Raw genomic sequence first — 17,732 nt, 5'->3', positions numbered from 1 at the left:
TGCGGCCAGGCCTAATTGCAGTAGTAGCAGCAACCCTCACCCTCACACTCGCCCTTATCCACGCCCCCGCCCACAGGTGGCGTTAGGCTGTCGGGGAACTCCATGACCACTCCTGGCAATGCGCCGTCCGCGGACTCGCAGACTTTGAGCGAGCCGCCGAGTGCCGACGCACAAATCGCGCTTACGTCCAATCCAGGACCCGGTGCGCCTGGCAGGCCGGTGCCGGCTATCCGGTCGATGCTGTCCAATATCGGAAAGGTGTCGATTCCGCCGTAGCCGGTCAGCAGCTTGCCATCTTCCGATGTGCAGGCGTAGCCCGGGTTTGTGATGACCAGCCGTTTGCCATTGATCGTGCAGGTCATGCGGCCGGCGCGCAGTATGCCGACGGTCTGGCCGGCTGCCACGAGCACTTCGATGATGCCGCCTCTCGCCCCGAGCACCATATGCGGCGTCGCAACCTGCATGACGCCGCCTTTCGAAACCTGGCCGCCGTAGAAACGGGCCAGGCCGCTGTTCATGCCGATGTCGATCTTTCCCGATCCGGAGCCTGGATTGTAGACGAATTCATCGATCGTCAGGCTGGTGTTCGGACCAATCTTGGCGCTCGATTCATCCCGGAACACCAGCATTCCAAGACCGGTGGGATTGCTGCGCAACTGGTCGCCGAGTTCGACGCCGGCACCAACGTTCATTGTCCCGCCGTTGTTGCGGACGATGTTGGTCTGATAGGCCGTCATCGACCCGACCGTCTCAGCGGCGGATGGTGCCGCGAAGGCAAGGCAGGCGATAAAAATGGCGATCTGACGGTACGGGGTCCTCATCGCGGCCTCTTTCAATTGAGCGTCAACGTATAGCTCATGAGCATTTCGAACGATTTTCGGTCGCGGTTGGCGATGTCGAAGTTGGTTTCGCGATAGGCGAGATCGACGCTGATCTTCTGCGCCTCCGTCAGCTGAAAATCGCTTTCGGACGCAATGCGCCAGAAGTCGCTCTTGATATTTGTGCCGATGCCGACAGACAGATCGGGAGTGTCGCTGTGGCCGGCCGAGAAGGCGATCTGGTGCGACCATGCGAAAAGATCCGGTACGTTCATCAACAGGCCGCCATAGCGGACCTCGCCCGTGTAGCTGCGGCCGATTTCGCCAGATCCGGAGGCGAAGTCATTCGAGCCGACCAGCCGCAGTCCGAGCGCCTGGCCATTGCGGAAGCGGTAGCTGCCACCTGCCTCATAAAAAACCCTGCTATCGGCGAAAATGCCTTGCGAGGCGCTTAGATCGATGTAGCCGCCACCGACGAAAAGCGTCGTTTCGACCGTCGGGCGCACAAGAAAGCGCCCACTGACGCCGATGCCGGTCTCGTGGATATCGCTGTCGAAACGATCCGTAACTGTGAACGCCGAAAGCAGCAGGCGCAGCGAATCGATCCCACTGTTGGGCAAGCCCTTGTCCCAGGTGATCGCGGCGTTGGCGTGGATGAAAGTCTTCTCGCTACCCGGAACCGACAGGTCTTCCGTGAAAAAGCGCTGTGTCGCCGTCAACGACCCTGAAAGAACGAGAGCGTCGGCGCTTGGCGTGCCGAGGTCCCACCGGACAAAGCCTTCCGCCCGCCCATAGGGCGAGACGAAGCTGTCGTCGTCCTGCGCCCCGCCGGGCTCAAAATCGGTAAATGCGCTGAACACGCCGCCGGTCAGGGCGAGTTCCCAGGTGACGCCACGCAACGCGCGCTCGATGCGGGCGAGCAGGCGAACCGCTTCCTGCTGCTCACTTGCGGTCAGACCGCCGACTTCGATGCCGTACTGCACCTGCCGCCGGGCCAATTCATAGGAGCCGACATGATAGTACAATCGGCTGGCCGCCAGTCGGGCGCGCGCATCGCGGGGATATTTGATCAGATACTGCTCGATTGAGGAGATCGCCTGATCGTATTGTCCCGCGTTGACGGCAACTGTGACGAACTGGGCGAGCGTTCCGTTGTCGGCCGGACTGGCGATTCGGGCCGAAAACGCATCGTCATATGCCGTAAAAAGACCTTGTGCGCCGGCCGGCAATACGCCGGTACAAAGCAGCGCCGCGGCGCAGCCGAAGATCGTTCGAAACGAAGATTGCATGCCGAGAACCCACCCCAAACCCGACTAGTGCGAAGGACTTAGCACGACCACAAGAAAAAGGCGACTGAACGGTCGCCAGACCATGCGAGTCTCAGCAGCTGTTGCAGCTGCGCAACAAACCATCGGGGTTATTCGTATTTCGGCTGCGCTGGTTGTCAAAACATCTTCTCAACGTTGCTTTAACAATTGAAGTATTCGGCACCAGCGGCAACTAACTCAAATCATCATCAGCCGTGGATCGCACGCTCGACAAGATTAATATTGTTTGCGCGATTCTGCGCGTATCTGGTTACGAATGAGGCAGCAAGGTCACTCACGGCTCATCCAAAGGTCTTCCGTCGCGTTGCGCAAGCGGTCGGAGAGCTGCCGGGAGGTGCTTCTCACGACGCGTGCGCGATGCGGCACGGCTCTTGCTATTTCGTTGAACGCAACGAGGTCAGCTCATCGCCCCGTCTCCCCCGGGGACGCGGCGGCGAATGCGCCCTGCTACAGCACGAGCATGGTGGCCAGCCCCAGCATCAGGCCCATGCCTACAATATCGGTCACGGTGGTGAGGAAGATCGCCGAAGCGACCGCCGGATCGGCGCCGACCCGGCGCAGGCCCAGCGGGATCAGCACGCCGGAGATTCCGGACATGAGGCACGATCCGGACATGGCGAGCAGGATCACAAGTGCCAGCATGGGCGCCTGGGCCGCCGATTCCGGTTGCCGCGAGGCGTAGAACCACATCGCCGCAGCCGCAACAAGGCCGACGAGCACGCCGTTGGCAATCCCGAGCGCGCCCTCCCGCATCACCAGGTGCAGCTTCGGTCGTTTGTCCACATCCCCCAGGGCAAGGCCACGCAGCGTCATAGCCAATGCCTGGCAGCCGGTGTTTCCGCTCTGCCCGGCCAAGACCGGTAGAAATGCCGCCAGGGCGACGATCTTCTCGATCGTGCCTGTGAACGAACTGACCACGAAAGCGGCCATGAAGGCCGTCAGCAGGTTCAGCTGCAGCCACGGATGACGCTTCAAAAAGGCTGAAAACAGCGGCGTAAAAGAACGCTCCTCCTTCTGGACGCCCACCATCTGGCCAGACTGGGCAGAAATCTCGATGATTTGCTGCTCGAACAGCCGCCAGCCGCGAACCTGCCCGAGCAGCCGGTTGTCCGCGTCCACCACGGGATAGACAGGGTAGTGACGGCGTACCGCCGCCTTGCAGGCGTCGCTCAAAGAGAGACCGATGTTAAGGGCGAACGGCTTTGGCAGCATGATCTGATCGACCATCGCGTCCGGTTCGCTCAGCATCAGATCGCGCAGGACCACCAGGCCAACCAATTTATCGCCCTCGTCCCTGACGTACAGATAAGTGAGCTCGGTCGGCACCTGGGCGCGTCTGACCGCCTCCACTGCGGCGGCTACCGTCGTCGCGACAGGAACGCTGGCGGGAATCGGGTCCATCAGTTCGATGAGCGAATCGGGGATCACGAAATCCTTGCCACCGGTATCAGGCTTGATAGGCCTCATATGCGCTGGCAAATGCTCCGCCACCTTGCGGGCGTGCCCATCCGGCAACAATTTTAGTGTGTCCCGGATGAACTCGGGAGACTCTCGGGCAAGCAATTCAGCCGCGTCATCAGGTGCTCGAGCACGCAGCGTGCGCACCAGCTTCTGAACGTCGTTCTCTTCTTTCATCTGCCGCCGCCCCCAAATTGCTAGTGTCTTGCCTGACAGTATGACACGGATCGGATCGCTCTGTCTGGCGCCCAGTGGCCCAAGCGCCTCGATCCCGAAATCTTCGCCTCTCGGGCGCCGAGTGGACCGAACCCAGACAGATCTGAGCCGTTGCGGCGTACATAAAGGCGGGCTGTAACCTCTGCGTGTCGCCGAGAATTCAACGTGTTGCGAACTTCACCGGTCTTTTCCTGGGATCTACGAGCACGCCGCAGCAATGAAACTCAAACCCGAAAACTCTGCAACGGCAGGGCCTCCGACGGTCGAATTGATTTGCCTCATGCCGCGCATCTTGCCAGTTCCTCCAGCTCTGGACGCTGATGAATTCGCCAGGATGTACAAGGTGATCTGCGTGAAACCGTAATAGTTTAGCCTGATAAAGGGATTCTCTGTTTGAAGTCTGTCAGGAACGAGAGGTGCTGTTGAGAGCTTGCAGGTCCGGGAGCAGGCAGTCTGCTTTGTGAGACTCGAGGTCGTCGCGCTCCGATCCGAGTTAATGTAGGCCGGCCTACGGATTATACCTGGGGGGCGAACGAAAACTTGTTTCGAGAGTGGCATCGGTTCGGTAATTACCATCTCACCTGATCAGCTATCCGGACTGGTCTGGCATTCCTGGCCCGCCATCGGGGGATGCCATATGAGCAGCACTATCGCCACAGGTTTTAACTCAGTCTCTGGCCTTGAAGCGGACTTTCGCAGCTTTGCCGATATGGGCGTCGAAGCCGTCGAACTGACCCTGACGACCCTCGATCTCATAGCGGGTGGCCGCGTCGTCCCCGAGAGAGCCGAGAGGTTTATCGAACTGACCAGCCAATTCGATTTCCGCAATATGGTTCACGGCGCTGTCCCATCGAACCTCATGGACCCGGCGGTCTGGCGCTATCAGATTGATGCCGGCAAAGCCTTGGTCGAACTGTCCGATCGGATCGATGCGCGGGTGCTTGTCCAGCATAGCGGGCATTGTCGCGCCGACCAGCTTCTCGATGGTCCCGGTTTCGAGGAACGCAAACGCGAAGCGTTGTTTCGAGCTCGCCGAATTCCGCAAGCCCTATGACGTGCGCATCGCCATCGAGAACCTCTTCGCCATGGACCCGGGTCAGTGCTGGCAGATCCCCGGCCGAGGCAGCGCAGACAGTAAAGGCGGTCGGTCATCCCAATCTGGTGGCTTTCATTGATTTCAGCCACGCCTATATTGAATCCACCCATCGCGGCCTGAACTTCCGCGAGCAGCTGCGGACCATGGCGCCGGTGGCAGGGCACCTGCATGTCCATGACTCCTTCGGGTTGCCCGCAGGGCTTCCACAGAACCTACCTCCCGCAGGGTGCAGCTCTGGGTATAGGCGACCTGCACGTGCCTCTCGGCTGGGGCGATATCGAATAGGATGACATCTCCATTGAGCTGGCCTTCTTGCCGGGGATCGCCCTCATTATGGAAATCGGACCCCGCTATTGCAATGAGCAGCCCGGATGCCTGGCCGGGGCAAAAAATCTCATCGCCTTGAACAATGCGCTGAGCGCGGAGCGGCGGAGTAAGGTCGAGAATCCGCGACTGTGGTGCCAATGTCGGCCAGAGCCGCCGAACTCGTTGGCAGCGAGCCGTTCCGCATTGGTAAGATCGACCGCACGAGTCTTGTCGGTCCTGTTTTCGATGAGGTTGTAACAAGAGTGCGGCTGGCGGCACGATACAGTCGCGGGATGCCCCCGCATTTCGGTTTGCTCGCTGCCGTGAGGTCATTTACTTTCGAGATGGCGTACCAGTCGTACGCCGGGTCCGCCGCTGTTTTCTGGGATGAATTCGATACCGGCAACCTCCAACGCTTGGCGAATCGCTGCCATATTGTTCGGATGCGGAACCCGGGCGCCTCGCTCGAAATCGACCACCGTAGGCCGTGATACCTTGGCCGCGTCCGCCAGCTCGCGCTGACTTATCCCCAGCATCGCGCGAGCGCCCCGACACTGCGCGGCAGAAATTTTACTATAGGTCAAACGTTTGTCTCTTGGGTTGACTTTTCACCGGTAACTTGTCAAATTGTCCCGGTTATACGTGCGGCAAATTCGCGGCCGAACAGGATGTTTGCACCATCCCGCCCGGCCTGACCGCAACCCAAGCTGATTGGAGCTCGGATCATGGCTGATTCCGACAATACCACGACTCTGCCTTACGTCACCCGCAGGCGAGTGCTTGCGGGAACAGTCGTGGCCACCACCGCGTGGACGCTCGAAGGCAACGCGTCCGCAAGCGGCGCCGGAAGCACGAATGTGCGTTCTGATCCTGCACTGGTGCTTTGGCGGGAATGGGAGACAGTCCACAAACAGACCGAGCGGCTTTGCCGCAGGCAGCAGCGCCTGGAGACAATGCTTGTCGAGAGCATCGGCTTTCCCTGTGTGACCGTTCGCCTGGCCGAGGGTGAGCAGGTGACGGTCCATTCGATCGAGATGCTCGATCAAGTGCTCGGCAAAGCGCCAGATAAGGCGACTCTCCGCAATAAGGCCGAAGCTGATTTCGCGGCGCATCAGGCACGCTGGGATGCGGCTGCGGAGAAAACTGGCTACACCGCCGCCTTCAGGGCCGAGCGCGAGGCTGGCGAGAAAATGCAAGATCTGCTGCAAGCGTTTTCAGCGACTCCCGCCACCACTGTCGCCGGTGTGGCAGGCAAGCTCGATGCCGTATTGCGCGAGGGCGAGGCATGGGAGGAATGCTCCGAATTTCCTTGGCCGCAAATCCGTTCAGCGCTCAGCGACCTGGTGCGCATCGCCGAAAGCTTTGGTGCTGACCGGGTGCGGCGCCAAAGGATCGGTCATGACCAAGCTGAAACTCTCCGCCATTCCCGATGACCGTCCGGTCAAGATCACGGTCGAACTGCCCGGCGCCGTTCATCGCGATCTCGTCGCCTATGCTGAATTGCTCGGCCGCGAGACCGGACAGATAGTCGCCGATCCGGCAAGCTCATAGCGCCGATGCTGACCCGGTTCATGGCAACGGACAGAGCCTTTGCTAGAGCCCGACGAACCCTGAAGGCGGGATGACTATTCGGGTCATTGCGGCCGTCAGGACGAATACCGATCGCGCAGGAACGCGATGAAGATCGGCAGGGCAGGATTGGCGTTGTCCGGGCGCCAACGGGCAAAATTGCAGATCTGGATTGGCTTGCCCCCGATCCGCAGCTTGCGGCAGACGGCACCTTCAGGAACACCGTTGGCATCTCCGTCGTGGATCAGAGCGACTCCCAGACCGTTTCCGACGAGGCGCAGAAGGATGCCCGCACTGACGTGATGTTCGACGATTGCAGGAAGCTGCACGCCATTTCCAACAGCGTCGGCGAGCCGAAATGCTTCGCCCCTACGCACGAGCAGCGTCTCTTGGCCCAATTCCGACCACTCGATTACGGGACGGCTTACGAGAGGATGATTCGGAGCGAGAACAACGGCTAGAGTATCCTTCCACAATTTCAATTCGAATGCGCCGCCAATGGATCGGGAGGAGGAGGTCACGGTGACGTCGACCTCGGTGCCGCCCAGAGCAGCCCTGGGCTCGGTGTGAGGCCCCTCTATCAAGCTGACGGTCACATTTGGATGACATTTCCCGAACTCGATAATCGCATCCAGCGCTCGCCCGGCGAGGATGAGTCCGTTGGAGCCGATGGAAAGCCTTTGTTGTTCATCTTTAATGCCGGTCCTGGCCAGCGTGAGAGTATTGTCCAGTTCGAGCAGCACGGAGCGCAGACGATCGAGGAAACGCTCGCCGGCTGGGGTTGGGCCAACCCCGCGGGCATGACGATGAAATATCCTCGTTCCCATCGCGTATTCGAGATCGCGTATGCGCCGGCTGAGCGCGGAGTGATCGATACCGGCGCGCCGCGCCGCGCGCAGAAAGCTGCCCTCCTCGGCGACCACAAGCGCATAATTAAGTGTCGCGAGTTGAATGGAGCTCCGCATCTCTGCTCAGGTAAGTAGCTACGTTCGCAAGACGTTTGAGCGTCTTTGACGACTGCGGCTATACCCAAATCTCAGTATTGACACCAGATGAGCTGTCCAACCCGTTCCTTTTAGATCACAGTCACAACGGCAGGTGCTTGATCCGCTTCCACTGCTCCTTGGCCGGGGTTCCTGAGCAGCCATGGCGAAGTGCACTCTCGGTACGCTTCCGCAGGCTCTTAGTCCGGGCAAGGGCGAGTCTGCGGCACCCGTCGGGTTCGCCAGGCGTCTGACATGCCTAGGCTCGGCGCGGGTCGACTTCTGCTTGGTGAACTGCGCAAAACCAGGATGCGACCTATAATCGCCGGATACGGCATGAGGGAGGATTCGTGTCAGACGGCAGTCAGCGCGGCCGGCAAGGAATTCATCGGTCGCCGTCCGGCATCCCCCGTAGTCATTGTAATCGTCCAGGATCATGACGCCTCCTGGGCTCAACACCTCGAAGGTTCGCTCAAGACAGAACTTGACCGGCTATCCCTGCATCGACATAGCGGGAAGATCGGGCATCGGCTATTTCACCGGAACCCTCTACATGTCAGACAATCTACACATCAACGCGACCGGCGGCGCGCGTTATGCCAACTGCGCTCAAGAGGATTTCCGTTCGCTGTCGCGCGCGGGGTTCTTCGGAACCTGATCGTTCTGGACCGCAGCGGTCGGGTGTGGCAGATGTTCGCTCATGCGCATCTTCTCCGCCATCCTCTCTCTTCGACGCCGCTTTTGGTCTTGGATTGCCACTGCGGCAGCCAGGGAACAGGCTATTCTCGGCGCGCGCACGAAGTTTGGCGCCGAAGGGGGCATCTTCAACATTCACGGGGACAGATCGAGGGCGGTGATCGGCTCTGATAGTATGATCAATGGACATCTTCAGATTTTCGCCCATGAGGGTCGGATCGTCATCGGTGATTGGTTTTATGCCGGGCCAGGCTCGACCATCTGGTCATCCGACCCGACCGGGATCAAAATCGGCAAGCGGGTGCATGTGTCGTGGGGCGTGGCAATCCACGATACCAACTCGCACCCGATGGATCCGAAGAAACGGTTTGCGCAGATGCAAGCCATCTTCCGTGAGGGCCATCCGCGGGTCGACCCCGGCATACGCTCGGCCCCCATCACGATTGGGGATGATGTGTGGATCGGAAACAGCGCCATGATCATGAAGGGTGTCACGATAGGCGATCGGGCGGTTATTTCGGCCGGCTCGATCGTACGTTCGGACGTCCCGGCCGATGCTTTGGTCCGGTCCGACCGCGACCTAGTGAAATGATGCGTTTGGCTGCCGCTCATCAATGAGCACTTCGCCGTCGTAGAGTGCTATATGCATGTGCGGCATTTTTCTGCAAATCTCTTTGAAATGCTCGCGCATCTCTGCCTCATCTACACTTGTAGCGATCGGCATGGAAATTTGCCGCTGGTGATCAATCGCGTGGATTGTGAAGCGAAGGGGTGGGCCAGTGTGCATTTTCGTCTTGATCTCAGGGCACCTCGATAAAAGGCATATGTTTGATCCGCTCCCACTGGTCTTTCGCCGTCGTGCCGGACCAGCGGTTGCGGAGAGCGCTTTCTCGATAGGCTTGGTCAGGATCCAATTCGGCCATCTCCGAACCGTGAGGTAGGAAGAACACATTACCGCCAGCGGCCGAGACGGCAACGAGTTTATAGCCGTGTCCCTTGCAGAGTTGCGCTAACGCGGTGATGGAGGCGCCGTGATACCAGCCGCTTTCGTGTTTCTCTTTTCGATCGAAGGCAGGGTCGTAGGGGACTGTAATCTGGTTGAGACCAAAGCTAGCGTTGTATTCGGCGACGATGACAGCCGGAAGCACCGGCAGCAGCTCTTTGAGAAACCAATAGTCGTTTCCATCGACATCGACGGAAAGCACTCCGAGCTTGGGGAAATGCGTGCCGAGGATCTTGATGTTATCGAGATCGATGAAGCTCTGGCGGGCTTCGATGCGCTTGGGAAGGATGGCGCGAGCTAGGCGAACGGTCTGTGGATCGCCGTCGACGAGCAATCCATCAAAGTCCTTGAGGCCTATGCAATTGTACTCTGTCGGATGGAAGCCGAATTCCAGAAACGTTCGCGGACAACCGCCCACGAGCCGCGATAGGATCAAACTCTCGTCCGACTGTGGCGACGCGCCAAAGCGCGCTTTTGCAAGGTGGAAGTAGTAACGGAGCGGACTGGCGCGAAGGAAAGCATGCGCGCGCGATTGGACATTCATCAGTTGATGACTCCTCAACCGCCCGCCCGCGACCAATCTTTTGCGGCAAGCGCCGACACTTTGCAAGCGATAGGAGAGTGCGGGCTAGGCTCTTGGCTGATCGCCGTCCGACTTCTGCTTAGCCGACCACCAAATCAGGTAGATTGACCCGGCCTTCCACACAGGCACGCGCCGGTCCCGCTCACGGTCTCGTAGTTCGCGATAGGTCTTCACCTTCAGCGTGCCGCCAGGCAGTTTGATCCGCAACGCCTTTGATTGTTCGCCAGATTGTGCAGCGCTTGCCCTGCCGGCGAGTCAATTCACCCCAGCGATCCACTTCATTCAACTGCCCGTGAGGGCGGTAAGGACTTCCTATGACCGCTTCACGCGAGAAGGAATCTCTTGCCCGGGTGCTGGTGCATGAAGGCGGCTACGTCAATCACACGGCTGATCCGGGCGGCCCGACCAACAAGGGCGTCACCCAGCGTGTCTATGACGCCTATCGCAAGGGCAGGAAGCTGGCGCCGCGCTCGGTCAAGAACCATGGACGAGGTCGCCGACATCTATGACCGGCAATATTGGGACGCGGTCAAAGGCGATCAGCTGCCGGCCGGCGTCGACTATGGCAAAGTCCACTGCGTTGCCCCCAACGGGCGGCTGGATCGGTTGCGATATTCGCAAGGTTCTGCTGCTCTCGGGTCGCTATGTGACGGCCGCCGAAGTGGCGAATATCGTCGCGGCATTCTGATCTCGAGCGCGACTTGCTCAACCGTAAATTGTGAGATAACAATTCCCTTGGGGTTGGGGGAATACAATGAACAGGCGAGATATGGCGCGCGGTTTACTGCGCGTGGCACGTATAGCGCGCGGCATCCGCACGCCGTTTAAAGTCACATGCCTCGGCGATAGCCTCACCTCTGGTGTATATCCCCACTTTCTCTCGTGCATGTTGGGGAAAAGGTAACGCGTCTCGGCTTCGGTTGGAAGACTTCAGATCATATTCTAGCGCGCTACCGCGAAAGTCCTGAAAAAGACGGCATATTGGTGGCCTGGGCCGGAAACAATAACTTCGATGATCCAGAAAGAGTTGAGGCCGATGTCGATGCCATCGCGGCATTGCATGGCGATTCGACCAAGTTGCTCGTCAGCGGGCTAGCGAATGGTGACTATCCTGGGCGACGCTTCGGCGAGAGCGGATACAAAAAGATCATTGACTATAATGCGAAGCAGGCTGACAGGTTCGGCGATCATTTTCTTGATATCCGAGCGGTTTTGATCGCTCAAGTTGCTAGCCGCAATCCCGGCGATATTCTCCCGGAGAAAATCCGCAAAGACAAAATACACCTCAACTACGGCGGCAACTGGCGAGCGGCCGGGATCGTATACTCCCGTCTTAAGCAACTCGGGTTGGCGAGTTAACCCCCACTCGCGACGTTCGGATGATGCAGCCGTTGCTGAGGATTTCAACTAGGCCGTTTGTGGCTTAGACGCGCTCACCCTGAAGATTGCGGATTACCGGCAGCAGGAACTTGATGCTGTGAATGAGCTGACAGCGGCCGGCGACGCCAACATCTTCTATCAACATCTTCTATATTGACGGCCTGACGCTGACCACTAACGGCACAGGCTCTATTGCCGATGGTATCCACCCGAACGACACCGGTTCTGCGGAGTGGGCAGCCGCTATCGCGCCGCTGGTGAGCGTCTAGGGATGGGCCGGATTGGGCTGGAGCTTCGGTTGCGTTTTGACCGGCTCAAAGTAGCGCTGAATTCTCTTCTCAACAACAATATGCGCGAGGTAACCGACTGCGATCCCGACCAGCGAACTGATCATCGCGGCCACACTCGATGGCAGCCAAGGCGTGGTCTTGGCCAGGATCAAAAGAGTGGCGGGCATGCATGGCTGATGGAAGAGAGATCGAATAGGATGCGTCGCCGAGGGCCAGGCCAACGCGACTTTCGGGCGTCGTCCTTGTTCCAACCGCAACCAACATGGTGACCACTAGCAACGGTGCTATTGAAAGGACCATCGTCAAGGTCCTGATCTCCAGGCCAAAATGCACAACAAACGCGCGTATCGCCAAAGACAGAAGGATCAGACTGAGTATCTGGCCTGAGAAAGTGAAGTTTGGCTTCCACTTGCGAATTGACAACGCGAGCAGAACCCCAATGCCGAACTCGATGTTGAACGGGCTCATAATGAAGGACGCCAAGCTATGTGTCTCTCCCGATGGCCCGGTTAGGACGTACCGCGCCAACGGCAATGCCGCCCAAAGCAGAAGAAACCACCAGAACTGCGGGCGGATTAGGAAGCACAGGGCAAAAACAGCGTAGAAAACGACCTCATATCGGATCGTCCAAGCTACTGATGGGGTTACCTCTCCAACGGGCCATATTATGAGCGTACGAAGCGATCCCCAAGGATCAGGCTGGGCGCCGGAAATTATCATTGAAAAACGCCACGGCAAGATAGAGCATTGGCAGCAAGCGAACCGCTCGCCTGAACAGAAATTCCAGCGGTGTATATCTCGGGGCGCCAGTCGCGGAATTTGTCGCCGTCACGACCATGATGAAGCCGCTCATCATGAAGAAAAAATCGACTTCTCCGCCGCCACTCGTGAAAAACGTTGTGAGCATTCCTGGCCCGAAATACTTGTCCAGAGATGCGGCGCTTACATTGTGAGTTATTACAACCAGGACGGTGGCTATTGCCCGAAGGGATTGTCGGGACTTTTTTGATCATAAGAAATCCTAAGCCGCTCGAATGGCGTCGACGAGCGCTAGGGTCGCGCCGCGGGCCAAGTGGATGCCATCCTCGGTCACGTCGTTCGAGCCGCGAATTGCGATGTACGGGTCTACAAAAGGAACGCCGCTTCCGAGACACGCCACGCGTGTCGCATCATTGATCGCGGCGGCCACAGACGCCGATCTGAAGGCGGTTTTCTTCTCTTCGATTGGCGGGATCGCGAACACGATGGCTTCGGTGCCGATGCTCCGAAGCAGAGAACAAATCGCCATGGTCTTTTCGGCGACCGCAACCGGGTCGGCCCCTGTCTTGCTGTCGTTCGTTCCGACCTGAATCACAGCCTTTGCCGGTGGGTTTGCTTTCAGAGCCGACAACACGACGGAGGATGCAATGGAAGCATAGACGTTGGCCGCCGTCGCACCGCCAAAGCCAGCGTTTACTACTTTGAGACCTTCGAGCAGGTGCGGTGGAACAAGTTCCAAGAGCGAGTCCCCGACCAGCATAAGGCTGTTTGGACCTAGCCATTGCAAGTGCGCCGCGATAGCAGCCGTCCGAACGGTCCAGTGATCTGACCACGGAACAATATTCCTCGGGATAACGCGCCCCTTCCATATGGAAAGGATGCCCCTGACCTTGATGAACCCCATGTGCCTTAAATCCCCTAACCCAGCCGTTCTTTAGCTGATGTCGGGGATCGCCGCTAGATGACGGTTACGTCCGGAGGCTGCAATTTGAGACGCTAGTTACCGGAACGAGAGATGTCGTCCAGTGGCTGACCACTGTTGGGTTTCTGCTTGTCGGACCACCAGATGAAACACTCGATCCCATCTTCAGCACCGGCACGCGCCTATCACGCTCGCTACTCCGCAATTCACGATACGTTTTCACCTTCAGCGTGCCGCCCGGCAGCCTGATCCGCAACGTCATTTGATTACCCTGCATTTTGTGCAGCGCAACATTAGGCGCTTACCCTGCGGCCAAGTCAATTCGCGCCGCACATCCAATTATCCCAACCTGCCGGTGAGGGGCGGAAACGAGAACTTGGCGCTTTCGCGCATGGGAAGCAGGCCGGCGTTCTGGACCGACATTTTGTCTTCATACAAGGAGATCAGAGCCTACGGCCTACTCAGCTTGTGTCGCGCGAGCTAACGTCGCGTCGATCTCCCAGGCTATCTGCCGCATCGACGCATAGTGCGGGCCAAAAGGCATGTCCTCTCTGCGTCCATCGTTAGCATGGACGATGAAAAAGCCGCCTTTATGCTCGGTAGCAAATCCTCGATAGATTGGATCAAAGGGAGCTATCAAAATGGGCCCCTCCGTCTTGGTCGCGCAAGGACAGCACGAGTGTTCTTCTAGTTAGGATCTCGTTGTTTTGTGCACGGAGGATCGGCTGCTCCCACCAGAGTGCGAATGAAAAAGCCCTACACTCCAAGCTCGAATACATGGTGCAAAGCGGTACGTACTCGGCGCTTGATTGGGTAGGGACCAGTACCGCCAGTGGAAAGTCGGGCGCAAAGTTCCCAGGAACAAGTGCGCCTGCTGAGCTAACGAACTCGAGATGTTCCTTCATCCCCATCTGAGTGAACATGGATACTGCCCGGTTCTTGTCATGGACGAGGATGTGGACGCATGCCGCAAGCCTTTTGGCTTCCCACTTTGATCCTTCGTCATAGGCCTTTGCGGAGGCACGAGGCGCCGCGATCTGCTCTCCAAAGGCCTCATTGATCGCCGCCTTAGTGCGAGAACTCATGAAATTTGCTCCCGTTTCACTGGCCGCCTGGGAGGCCGGACCTTTCTCTTGGCGACGATCTTAACCGCATGCCAGAACCAAACAAACCTGCCCGTGAGGGCGGAAAGGAAACCCATGGACACCACGTTCAAGGGCGCCGCGAAGCGCATCACAGATCGCGACATTCCGCGCATCGGGGCGACGATTGGCGTCGGCGAGGATGAAATCCACGCCTTCATGGATGTCGAGGCGGCAGGATCCGGCTTCGACCGCTACGGCCGGCCGAAGCTGCTGTTCGAGCCGCATGTGTTCTATCGCAACCTGTCCGGCGCCAAGCGTGCCGCCGCTGTGAAGGCCGGGCTCGCCTATGCCAAATGGGGCGCAAAACCCTATCCGAAGGACAGCTATCCGCGCCTGGTCGCCGCCATGGCGATTGAGGAGGCGGCGGCGCTTGTGGTGACCTTCTAAGCGGGACTTAGCGCTCCCCTATCTAGGCTTGAGTGCAGATGAACAGTTCGCCAGTTGTGAGGTGGTTCAGTCCATACCGGCCAACATCGCGTGGGTCGAAATCGCGGGCAGCGATCCTCTCGACATTGAACCCGGCGGCCTTCAAGCGGTCCTCTATGTCAAACCCGTACAGCCTTACGTGATCAATCTGGCCGAACTTTTCAATCCGATCTTCGGGCGTTGTGACTGTCGGGTCCTCGTATGTCTTTCGGCGCCATATCGGGACGGCCACGACGCACGTACCGTCCTTCGTCAAAACCCGGCGCAATTCAGAGAACGCCGCACGGTCATCCGGGACATGCTCCAGGACGTTTGAGCACCAAATGAAATCGAAGCTCTCGTCTGAGTAGGACAGTTTTGTAATGTCCTCAACCTCCATCGCCAATCCCGGTTCAAGGTCGCAGCTGACATATCTATTGGAGATGCTCCTTAGCCACTTTTCAATTGGCTTCTCGGGGGCGAAATGAAGGGTGTTTTGGAGGTCCTTTAGCTTCGACCGAAGAGCAAAATAGCCAAGCCGGTGACGCTCCAGGCTTCCACATTTCGGGCAATATGAATCCGCTGAGGGCTTGCGCGGATTGAGACGTGGCCGGAACTCACTTCCCTCCCAGCCGCAAAATATGCATTCACGTCCTTTGCCGAGGTCCGACAGGGCGTACATCAAGCGGCGCCGCGCGAAGTCCACTATCGTCACGTTCAATCTCTCCCTTGTCACCCGCCGCTCCCTTGGGAGTGCAGTCCTGACGTAAAGCAGGAAAACCGAAATCACAAGTAGCCGCGATTTTCGCCATTCAACCTGCCCGCAAGGGCGGAAAGGAACTGTCATGTCGTCTATCTTGACGGCCGCCCTGCTGCGCCAAATCAGCAAGGGCACGCCGAATGCCGCGAACATGAATTCGGTATTGGTCGCGCTGGATCGTTTTGGGGCCGCTACCGGCCTCGATCAGCCGCATCGGCTGGCTCACTTTCTGTCGCAGATCATGCATGAGAGCGGGTCGTTCAAATATGACCAGGAGATAGCGTCGGGTGCGGCATACGAGGGCCGAAAGGATCTCGGCAATACGGTCAAGGGCGACGGCAAGAGGTTCAAGGGTCGTGGGCCGATGCAACTCACCGGCCGAAGGAACTATACCGCCTTCACCAAATGGGCACGCAAGCTCGACCCGTCCGCCCCCGACTTCGTGGCGCATCCGGATCTGGTCAACACCGATCCGTGGGAAGGTGCATCCGCGATCTGGTATTGGGACATCGGCAACCCGACCGGCAAATCGCTCAACGCCTATGCCGACCAGAACAACGCCGAGATGATAACCAAGAAGGTGAACGGCGGCCTGAACGGCTATGCCGATCGCCTCGAATATTACGATCGTGCCGCACTCGTCATGCTGGATTATGGCCCGACCGGATATGAGCGGTTCCAGAGCAACGCGCAGAAGACTGGCGACTACAAAGGCAAGGTCGACGGCGATCCCGGCCCGCAGACGCGCGCCGCCCTGCATGCCCGCCTGGTCAAGCTGACGGCAAAGCCCGCGCGGGCGCCCGAGGTCAAGGCGGCGCCGGTGACCACTGTGGAGCCGGTGGCGGTGCTTGTGAAGGAACTGGAGAAGCCGGCATGGCAGTCGCCTGAAGTCCTGATCCCTGCCGCGGCGCCTGTGGCAACCGGCGTAGGCACGTTCCTGAGCGGGGCCGCGCCGATCGTCGCCATCACGCTGATTGGTTGTCGCCGCCTTCGCCGCGTTTCTCATCATCCGCCGTGACCGCATGAAGAGCGCCCAGGCAGCGAAGGTCGAGACCATCAACGCCCAAGGATCGCTCTGATGGCCGAATATCGCTGCACCTGGTGGGAATACACCGGTGGTTATTCGGAGTTCAAAGAAGGCGTCGCGTCCCCGATCATGCGCAACTTGGAGACCGACGATGAGGTCATCAGCCGAGATCTCCCAATTGGCGCATTGTGGATTGCGGAAGGCGATGGGTATCCGAAGGGACCGGATGGACTTGCGATCTGCTGCCGTCTGCATGGTCATCATACGTGGTTTATCGATGGCCGGGCATCGGACTGCACAATGCCGGACGACAAGGAACATCGCTGTTGGGTGCGACACGGCATCGGCGGCGAAACCATTCACGTCGACAAGGACGGGAATACCTGCGCTGCAGGCGCCGGTTCGATCGCCACAACTGGCTTTCACGGCTTCCTGCATCACGGCGTTCTGAGGGATTGCTGATGGGCGCGCTCGCACAGCCAAGCTGGCGTGGGACGCTTTGACGTCCCGCATCGGCCTACCGCTGGTCGTCGCGGCCGTCATCATCACCGGCTACGAGGGCCTGCCGATCGGCCCGCTGCGCTACATCCCGTTCGCCGGCCAATACCTCGCCATGATCACCGACGGGCGCGTCGATCGCGTTCGCGCCCGAGCGCGCATCGACGTCGAGAACGAGGCGCGCGCCCGGGCGATGGCGCTAATCGAACAGAGGAACCACGACATGCGGAAATCACCGATCTGGATGCTGCTCATCTGTGCGGTGAGCTCGGCGGTCGCTGGGTGCCAAACGAAGACCGCTGCGACTGAGGGCGCCGGCTTCTCGCTGCTGACACCAGCACCCGCGACACGCGACTTTATCATCAAGAACGGCCGGCCATTTGCCAATCAGGTTGGCCGGCAATAACCGGACGTGCCAGCGCGCGCCGGCCTGCACGAAGTAAGGATGGCCGGCAGCATGCGCATCTGGCTTGGCCCGGTCCTGGTCACG

21 protein-coding genes and 2 pseudogenes are annotated in these 17,732 nt (G+C 59.0%); 13 read left to right on the top strand and 10 right to left on the bottom strand.

What is annotated here, in order from left to right; all coding sequences use genetic code 11:
* Window positions 1–11 precede the first annotated feature (11 nt).
* The 3 genes from NKJ91_RS14195 to NKJ91_RS14185 form a co-directional block, all read right to left on the bottom strand.
* Complete coding sequence (locus NKJ91_RS14195; RefSeq protein WP_352456076.1) at window positions 12–821, bottom strand: FecR family protein; 810 nt, start codon at window positions 819–821, stop codon at window positions 12–14.
* Between the two features lie 11 nt (window positions 822–832).
* Complete coding sequence (locus NKJ91_RS14190) at window positions 833–2,107, bottom strand: tetratricopeptide repeat protein (protein ID WP_352456075.1); 1,275 nt, start codon at window positions 2,105–2,107, stop codon at window positions 833–835.
* 486 nt (window positions 2,108–2,593) lie between these two features.
* Entirely contained in the window at window positions 2,594–3,781 is a 1,188-nt protein-coding gene (locus NKJ91_RS14185; RefSeq protein WP_352456074.1) for a magnesium transporter, read from the bottom strand.
* Window positions 3,782–4,457: 676 nt separating this feature from the next.
* Between NKJ91_RS14185 and NKJ91_RS14180 the strand changes: the two are divergent.
* Window positions 4,458–5,339: pseudogene (locus tag NKJ91_RS14180) on the top strand (TIM barrel protein); the annotation flags it as partial.
* Between the two features lie 212 nt (window positions 5,340–5,551).
* On the opposite strand, the gene NKJ91_RS14175 reads toward NKJ91_RS14180, so the two are convergent.
* Window positions 5,552–5,806, bottom strand: coding sequence for a helix-turn-helix domain-containing protein (locus NKJ91_RS14175; RefSeq protein WP_352456073.1), 255 nt, complete (start codon window positions 5,804–5,806; stop codon window positions 5,552–5,554).
* A 141-nt stretch (window positions 5,807–5,947) separates the two neighbouring features.
* On the opposite strand from NKJ91_RS14175, the gene NKJ91_RS14170 reads away from it, so the two are divergent.
* Both NKJ91_RS14170 and NKJ91_RS14165 read left to right on the top strand, forming a co-directional pair.
* Window positions 5,948–6,655 carry a hypothetical protein gene (locus tag NKJ91_RS14170; RefSeq protein ID WP_352456072.1) on the top strand — a complete coding sequence of 236 codons (708 nt, stop codon included), beginning with the start codon at window positions 5,948–5,950 and terminating at the stop codon, window positions 6,653–6,655.
* Window positions 6,621–6,847 (top strand): annotated as a pseudogene (locus NKJ91_RS14165) (DUF2274 domain-containing protein). Before NKJ91_RS14170 ends, NKJ91_RS14165 begins: the two are co-directional and overlap by 35 nt.
* Before the next feature lie 21 nt (window positions 6,848–6,868).
* Here the strand turns inward: NKJ91_RS14165 and NKJ91_RS14160 are convergent.
* Window positions 6,869–7,756 (bottom strand): LysR family transcriptional regulator, encoded by an 888-nt coding sequence (locus NKJ91_RS14160; RefSeq protein WP_352456071.1) that lies wholly within the window; start codon window positions 7,754–7,756, stop codon window positions 6,869–6,871.
* A 502-nt stretch (window positions 7,757–8,258) separates the two neighbouring features.
* Here NKJ91_RS14160 and NKJ91_RS14155 point away from each other — a divergent pair.
* Together NKJ91_RS14155 and NKJ91_RS14150 are read left to right on the top strand one after the other, a co-directional pair.
* On the top strand, window positions 8,259–8,432 hold the full coding sequence (locus tag NKJ91_RS14155; RefSeq protein WP_352456070.1) for a hypothetical protein: 174 nt from the start codon (window positions 8,259–8,261) through the stop codon (window positions 8,430–8,432).
* 42 nt (window positions 8,433–8,474) lie between these two features.
* The gene (locus NKJ91_RS14150) at window positions 8,475–9,062 is read left to right on the top strand and encodes an acyltransferase (RefSeq protein WP_352456069.1); all 588 of its coding nucleotides are present in this window, start codon (window positions 8,475–8,477) and stop codon (window positions 9,060–9,062) included.
* A 208-nt stretch (window positions 9,063–9,270) separates the two neighbouring features.
* Here the strand turns inward: NKJ91_RS14150 and NKJ91_RS14145 are convergent, their stop codons facing one another.
* Window positions 9,271–10,017, bottom strand: a complete 747-nt coding sequence (locus NKJ91_RS14145) for a hypothetical protein (protein ID WP_352456068.1) — start codon at window positions 10,015–10,017, stop codon at window positions 9,271–9,273.
* Window positions 10,018–10,370: 353 nt separating this feature from the next.
* Between NKJ91_RS14145 and NKJ91_RS14140 the strand changes: the two genes are divergently transcribed.
* The 3 genes from NKJ91_RS14140 (at window position 10,371) to NKJ91_RS14130 (ending at window position 11,415) form a co-directional block, all read left to right on the top strand.
* A complete protein-coding gene (locus NKJ91_RS14140) occupies window positions 10,371–10,565 on the top strand; it encodes a glycosyl hydrolase 108 family protein (RefSeq protein WP_502903586.1) in 195 nt (64 codons plus the stop codon).
* Between the two features lie 53 nt (window positions 10,566–10,618).
* Window positions 10,619–10,744, top strand: a complete 126-nt coding sequence (locus NKJ91_RS14135) for a hypothetical protein (RefSeq protein ID WP_352456158.1) — start codon at window positions 10,619–10,621, stop codon at window positions 10,742–10,744.
* Window positions 10,745–10,938: 194 nt separating this feature from the next.
* Complete coding sequence (locus NKJ91_RS14130; protein WP_352456067.1) at window positions 10,939–11,415, top strand: SGNH/GDSL hydrolase family protein; 477 nt, start codon at window positions 10,939–10,941, stop codon at window positions 11,413–11,415.
* Window positions 11,416–11,774: 359 nt separating this feature from the next.
* Here the strand turns inward: NKJ91_RS14130 and NKJ91_RS14125 are convergent, their stop codons facing one another.
* The gene (locus NKJ91_RS14125; RefSeq protein WP_352456066.1) at window positions 11,775–12,209 is read right to left on the bottom strand and encodes a hypothetical protein; all 435 of its coding nucleotides are present in this window, start codon (window positions 12,207–12,209) and stop codon (window positions 11,775–11,777) included.
* Between the two features lie 184 nt (window positions 12,210–12,393).
* Here NKJ91_RS14125 and NKJ91_RS33815 point away from each other — a divergent pair, with 184 nt between their 5' ends.
* Window positions 12,394–12,735 (top strand): hypothetical protein, encoded by a 342-nt coding sequence (locus NKJ91_RS33815; protein WP_502903585.1) that lies wholly within the window; start codon window positions 12,394–12,396, stop codon window positions 12,733–12,735.
* 12 nt (window positions 12,736–12,747) lie between these two features.
* Here the strand turns inward: NKJ91_RS33815 and NKJ91_RS14115 are convergent, their stop codons facing one another.
* Window positions 12,748–13,389 carry a GDSL-type esterase/lipase family protein gene (locus NKJ91_RS14115; RefSeq protein ID WP_352456065.1) on the bottom strand — a complete coding sequence of 214 codons (642 nt, stop codon included), beginning with the start codon at window positions 13,387–13,389 and terminating at the stop codon, window positions 12,748–12,750.
* Between the two features lie 641 nt (window positions 13,390–14,030).
* Window positions 14,031–14,492 (bottom strand): hypothetical protein, encoded by a 462-nt coding sequence (locus NKJ91_RS14110; RefSeq protein ID WP_352456064.1) that lies wholly within the window; start codon window positions 14,490–14,492, stop codon window positions 14,031–14,033.
* A gap of 114 nt (window positions 14,493–14,606) precedes the next feature.
* On the opposite strand from NKJ91_RS14110, the gene NKJ91_RS14105 reads away from it, so the two are divergent.
* Window positions 14,607–14,939, top strand: a complete 333-nt coding sequence (locus tag NKJ91_RS14105; protein WP_352456063.1) for an N-acetylmuramidase domain-containing protein — start codon at window positions 14,607–14,609, stop codon at window positions 14,937–14,939.
* A 22-nt stretch (window positions 14,940–14,961) separates the two neighbouring features.
* Here NKJ91_RS14105 and NKJ91_RS14100 read toward each other — a convergent pair whose 3' ends face one another.
* Window positions 14,962–15,804, bottom strand: coding sequence for a class I SAM-dependent methyltransferase (locus NKJ91_RS14100; protein ID WP_352456062.1), 843 nt, complete (start codon window positions 15,802–15,804; stop codon window positions 14,962–14,964).
* Here NKJ91_RS14100 and NKJ91_RS14095 point away from each other — a divergent pair.
* Genes NKJ91_RS14095 through NKJ91_RS14085 form a run of 3 tightly spaced genes read left to right on the top strand, consistent with a single transcriptional unit; the run spans window position 15,803 to window position 17,648 of the window.
* Window positions 15,803–16,735, top strand: coding sequence for a glycoside hydrolase family 19 protein (locus NKJ91_RS14095; protein WP_352456061.1), 933 nt, complete (start codon window positions 15,803–15,805; stop codon window positions 16,733–16,735). The genes NKJ91_RS14100 and NKJ91_RS14095 overlap by 2 nt on opposite strands.
* Window positions 16,736–16,795: 60 nt before the next feature.
* Window positions 16,796–17,206: a hypothetical protein gene (locus tag NKJ91_RS14090; RefSeq protein WP_352456060.1), complete on the top strand. Its 411-nt coding sequence runs from the start codon at window positions 16,796–16,798 to the stop codon at window positions 17,204–17,206.
* A 37-nt stretch (window positions 17,207–17,243) separates the two neighbouring features.
* On the top strand, window positions 17,244–17,648 hold the full coding sequence (locus NKJ91_RS14085; protein ID WP_352456059.1) for a hypothetical protein: 405 nt from the start codon (window positions 17,244–17,246) through the stop codon (window positions 17,646–17,648).
* Window positions 17,649–17,732 lie beyond the last annotated feature (84 nt).

This window comes from Mesorhizobium sp. M0040 (assembly GCF_040323505.1).
In the GTDB taxonomy this organism is placed as follows: Bacteria; Pseudomonadota; Alphaproteobacteria; order Rhizobiales; family Rhizobiaceae; genus Mesorhizobium.
Note: the sequence above shows the minus strand (reverse complement) of the source record. Positions and strands in the feature narration are given on the sequence as shown.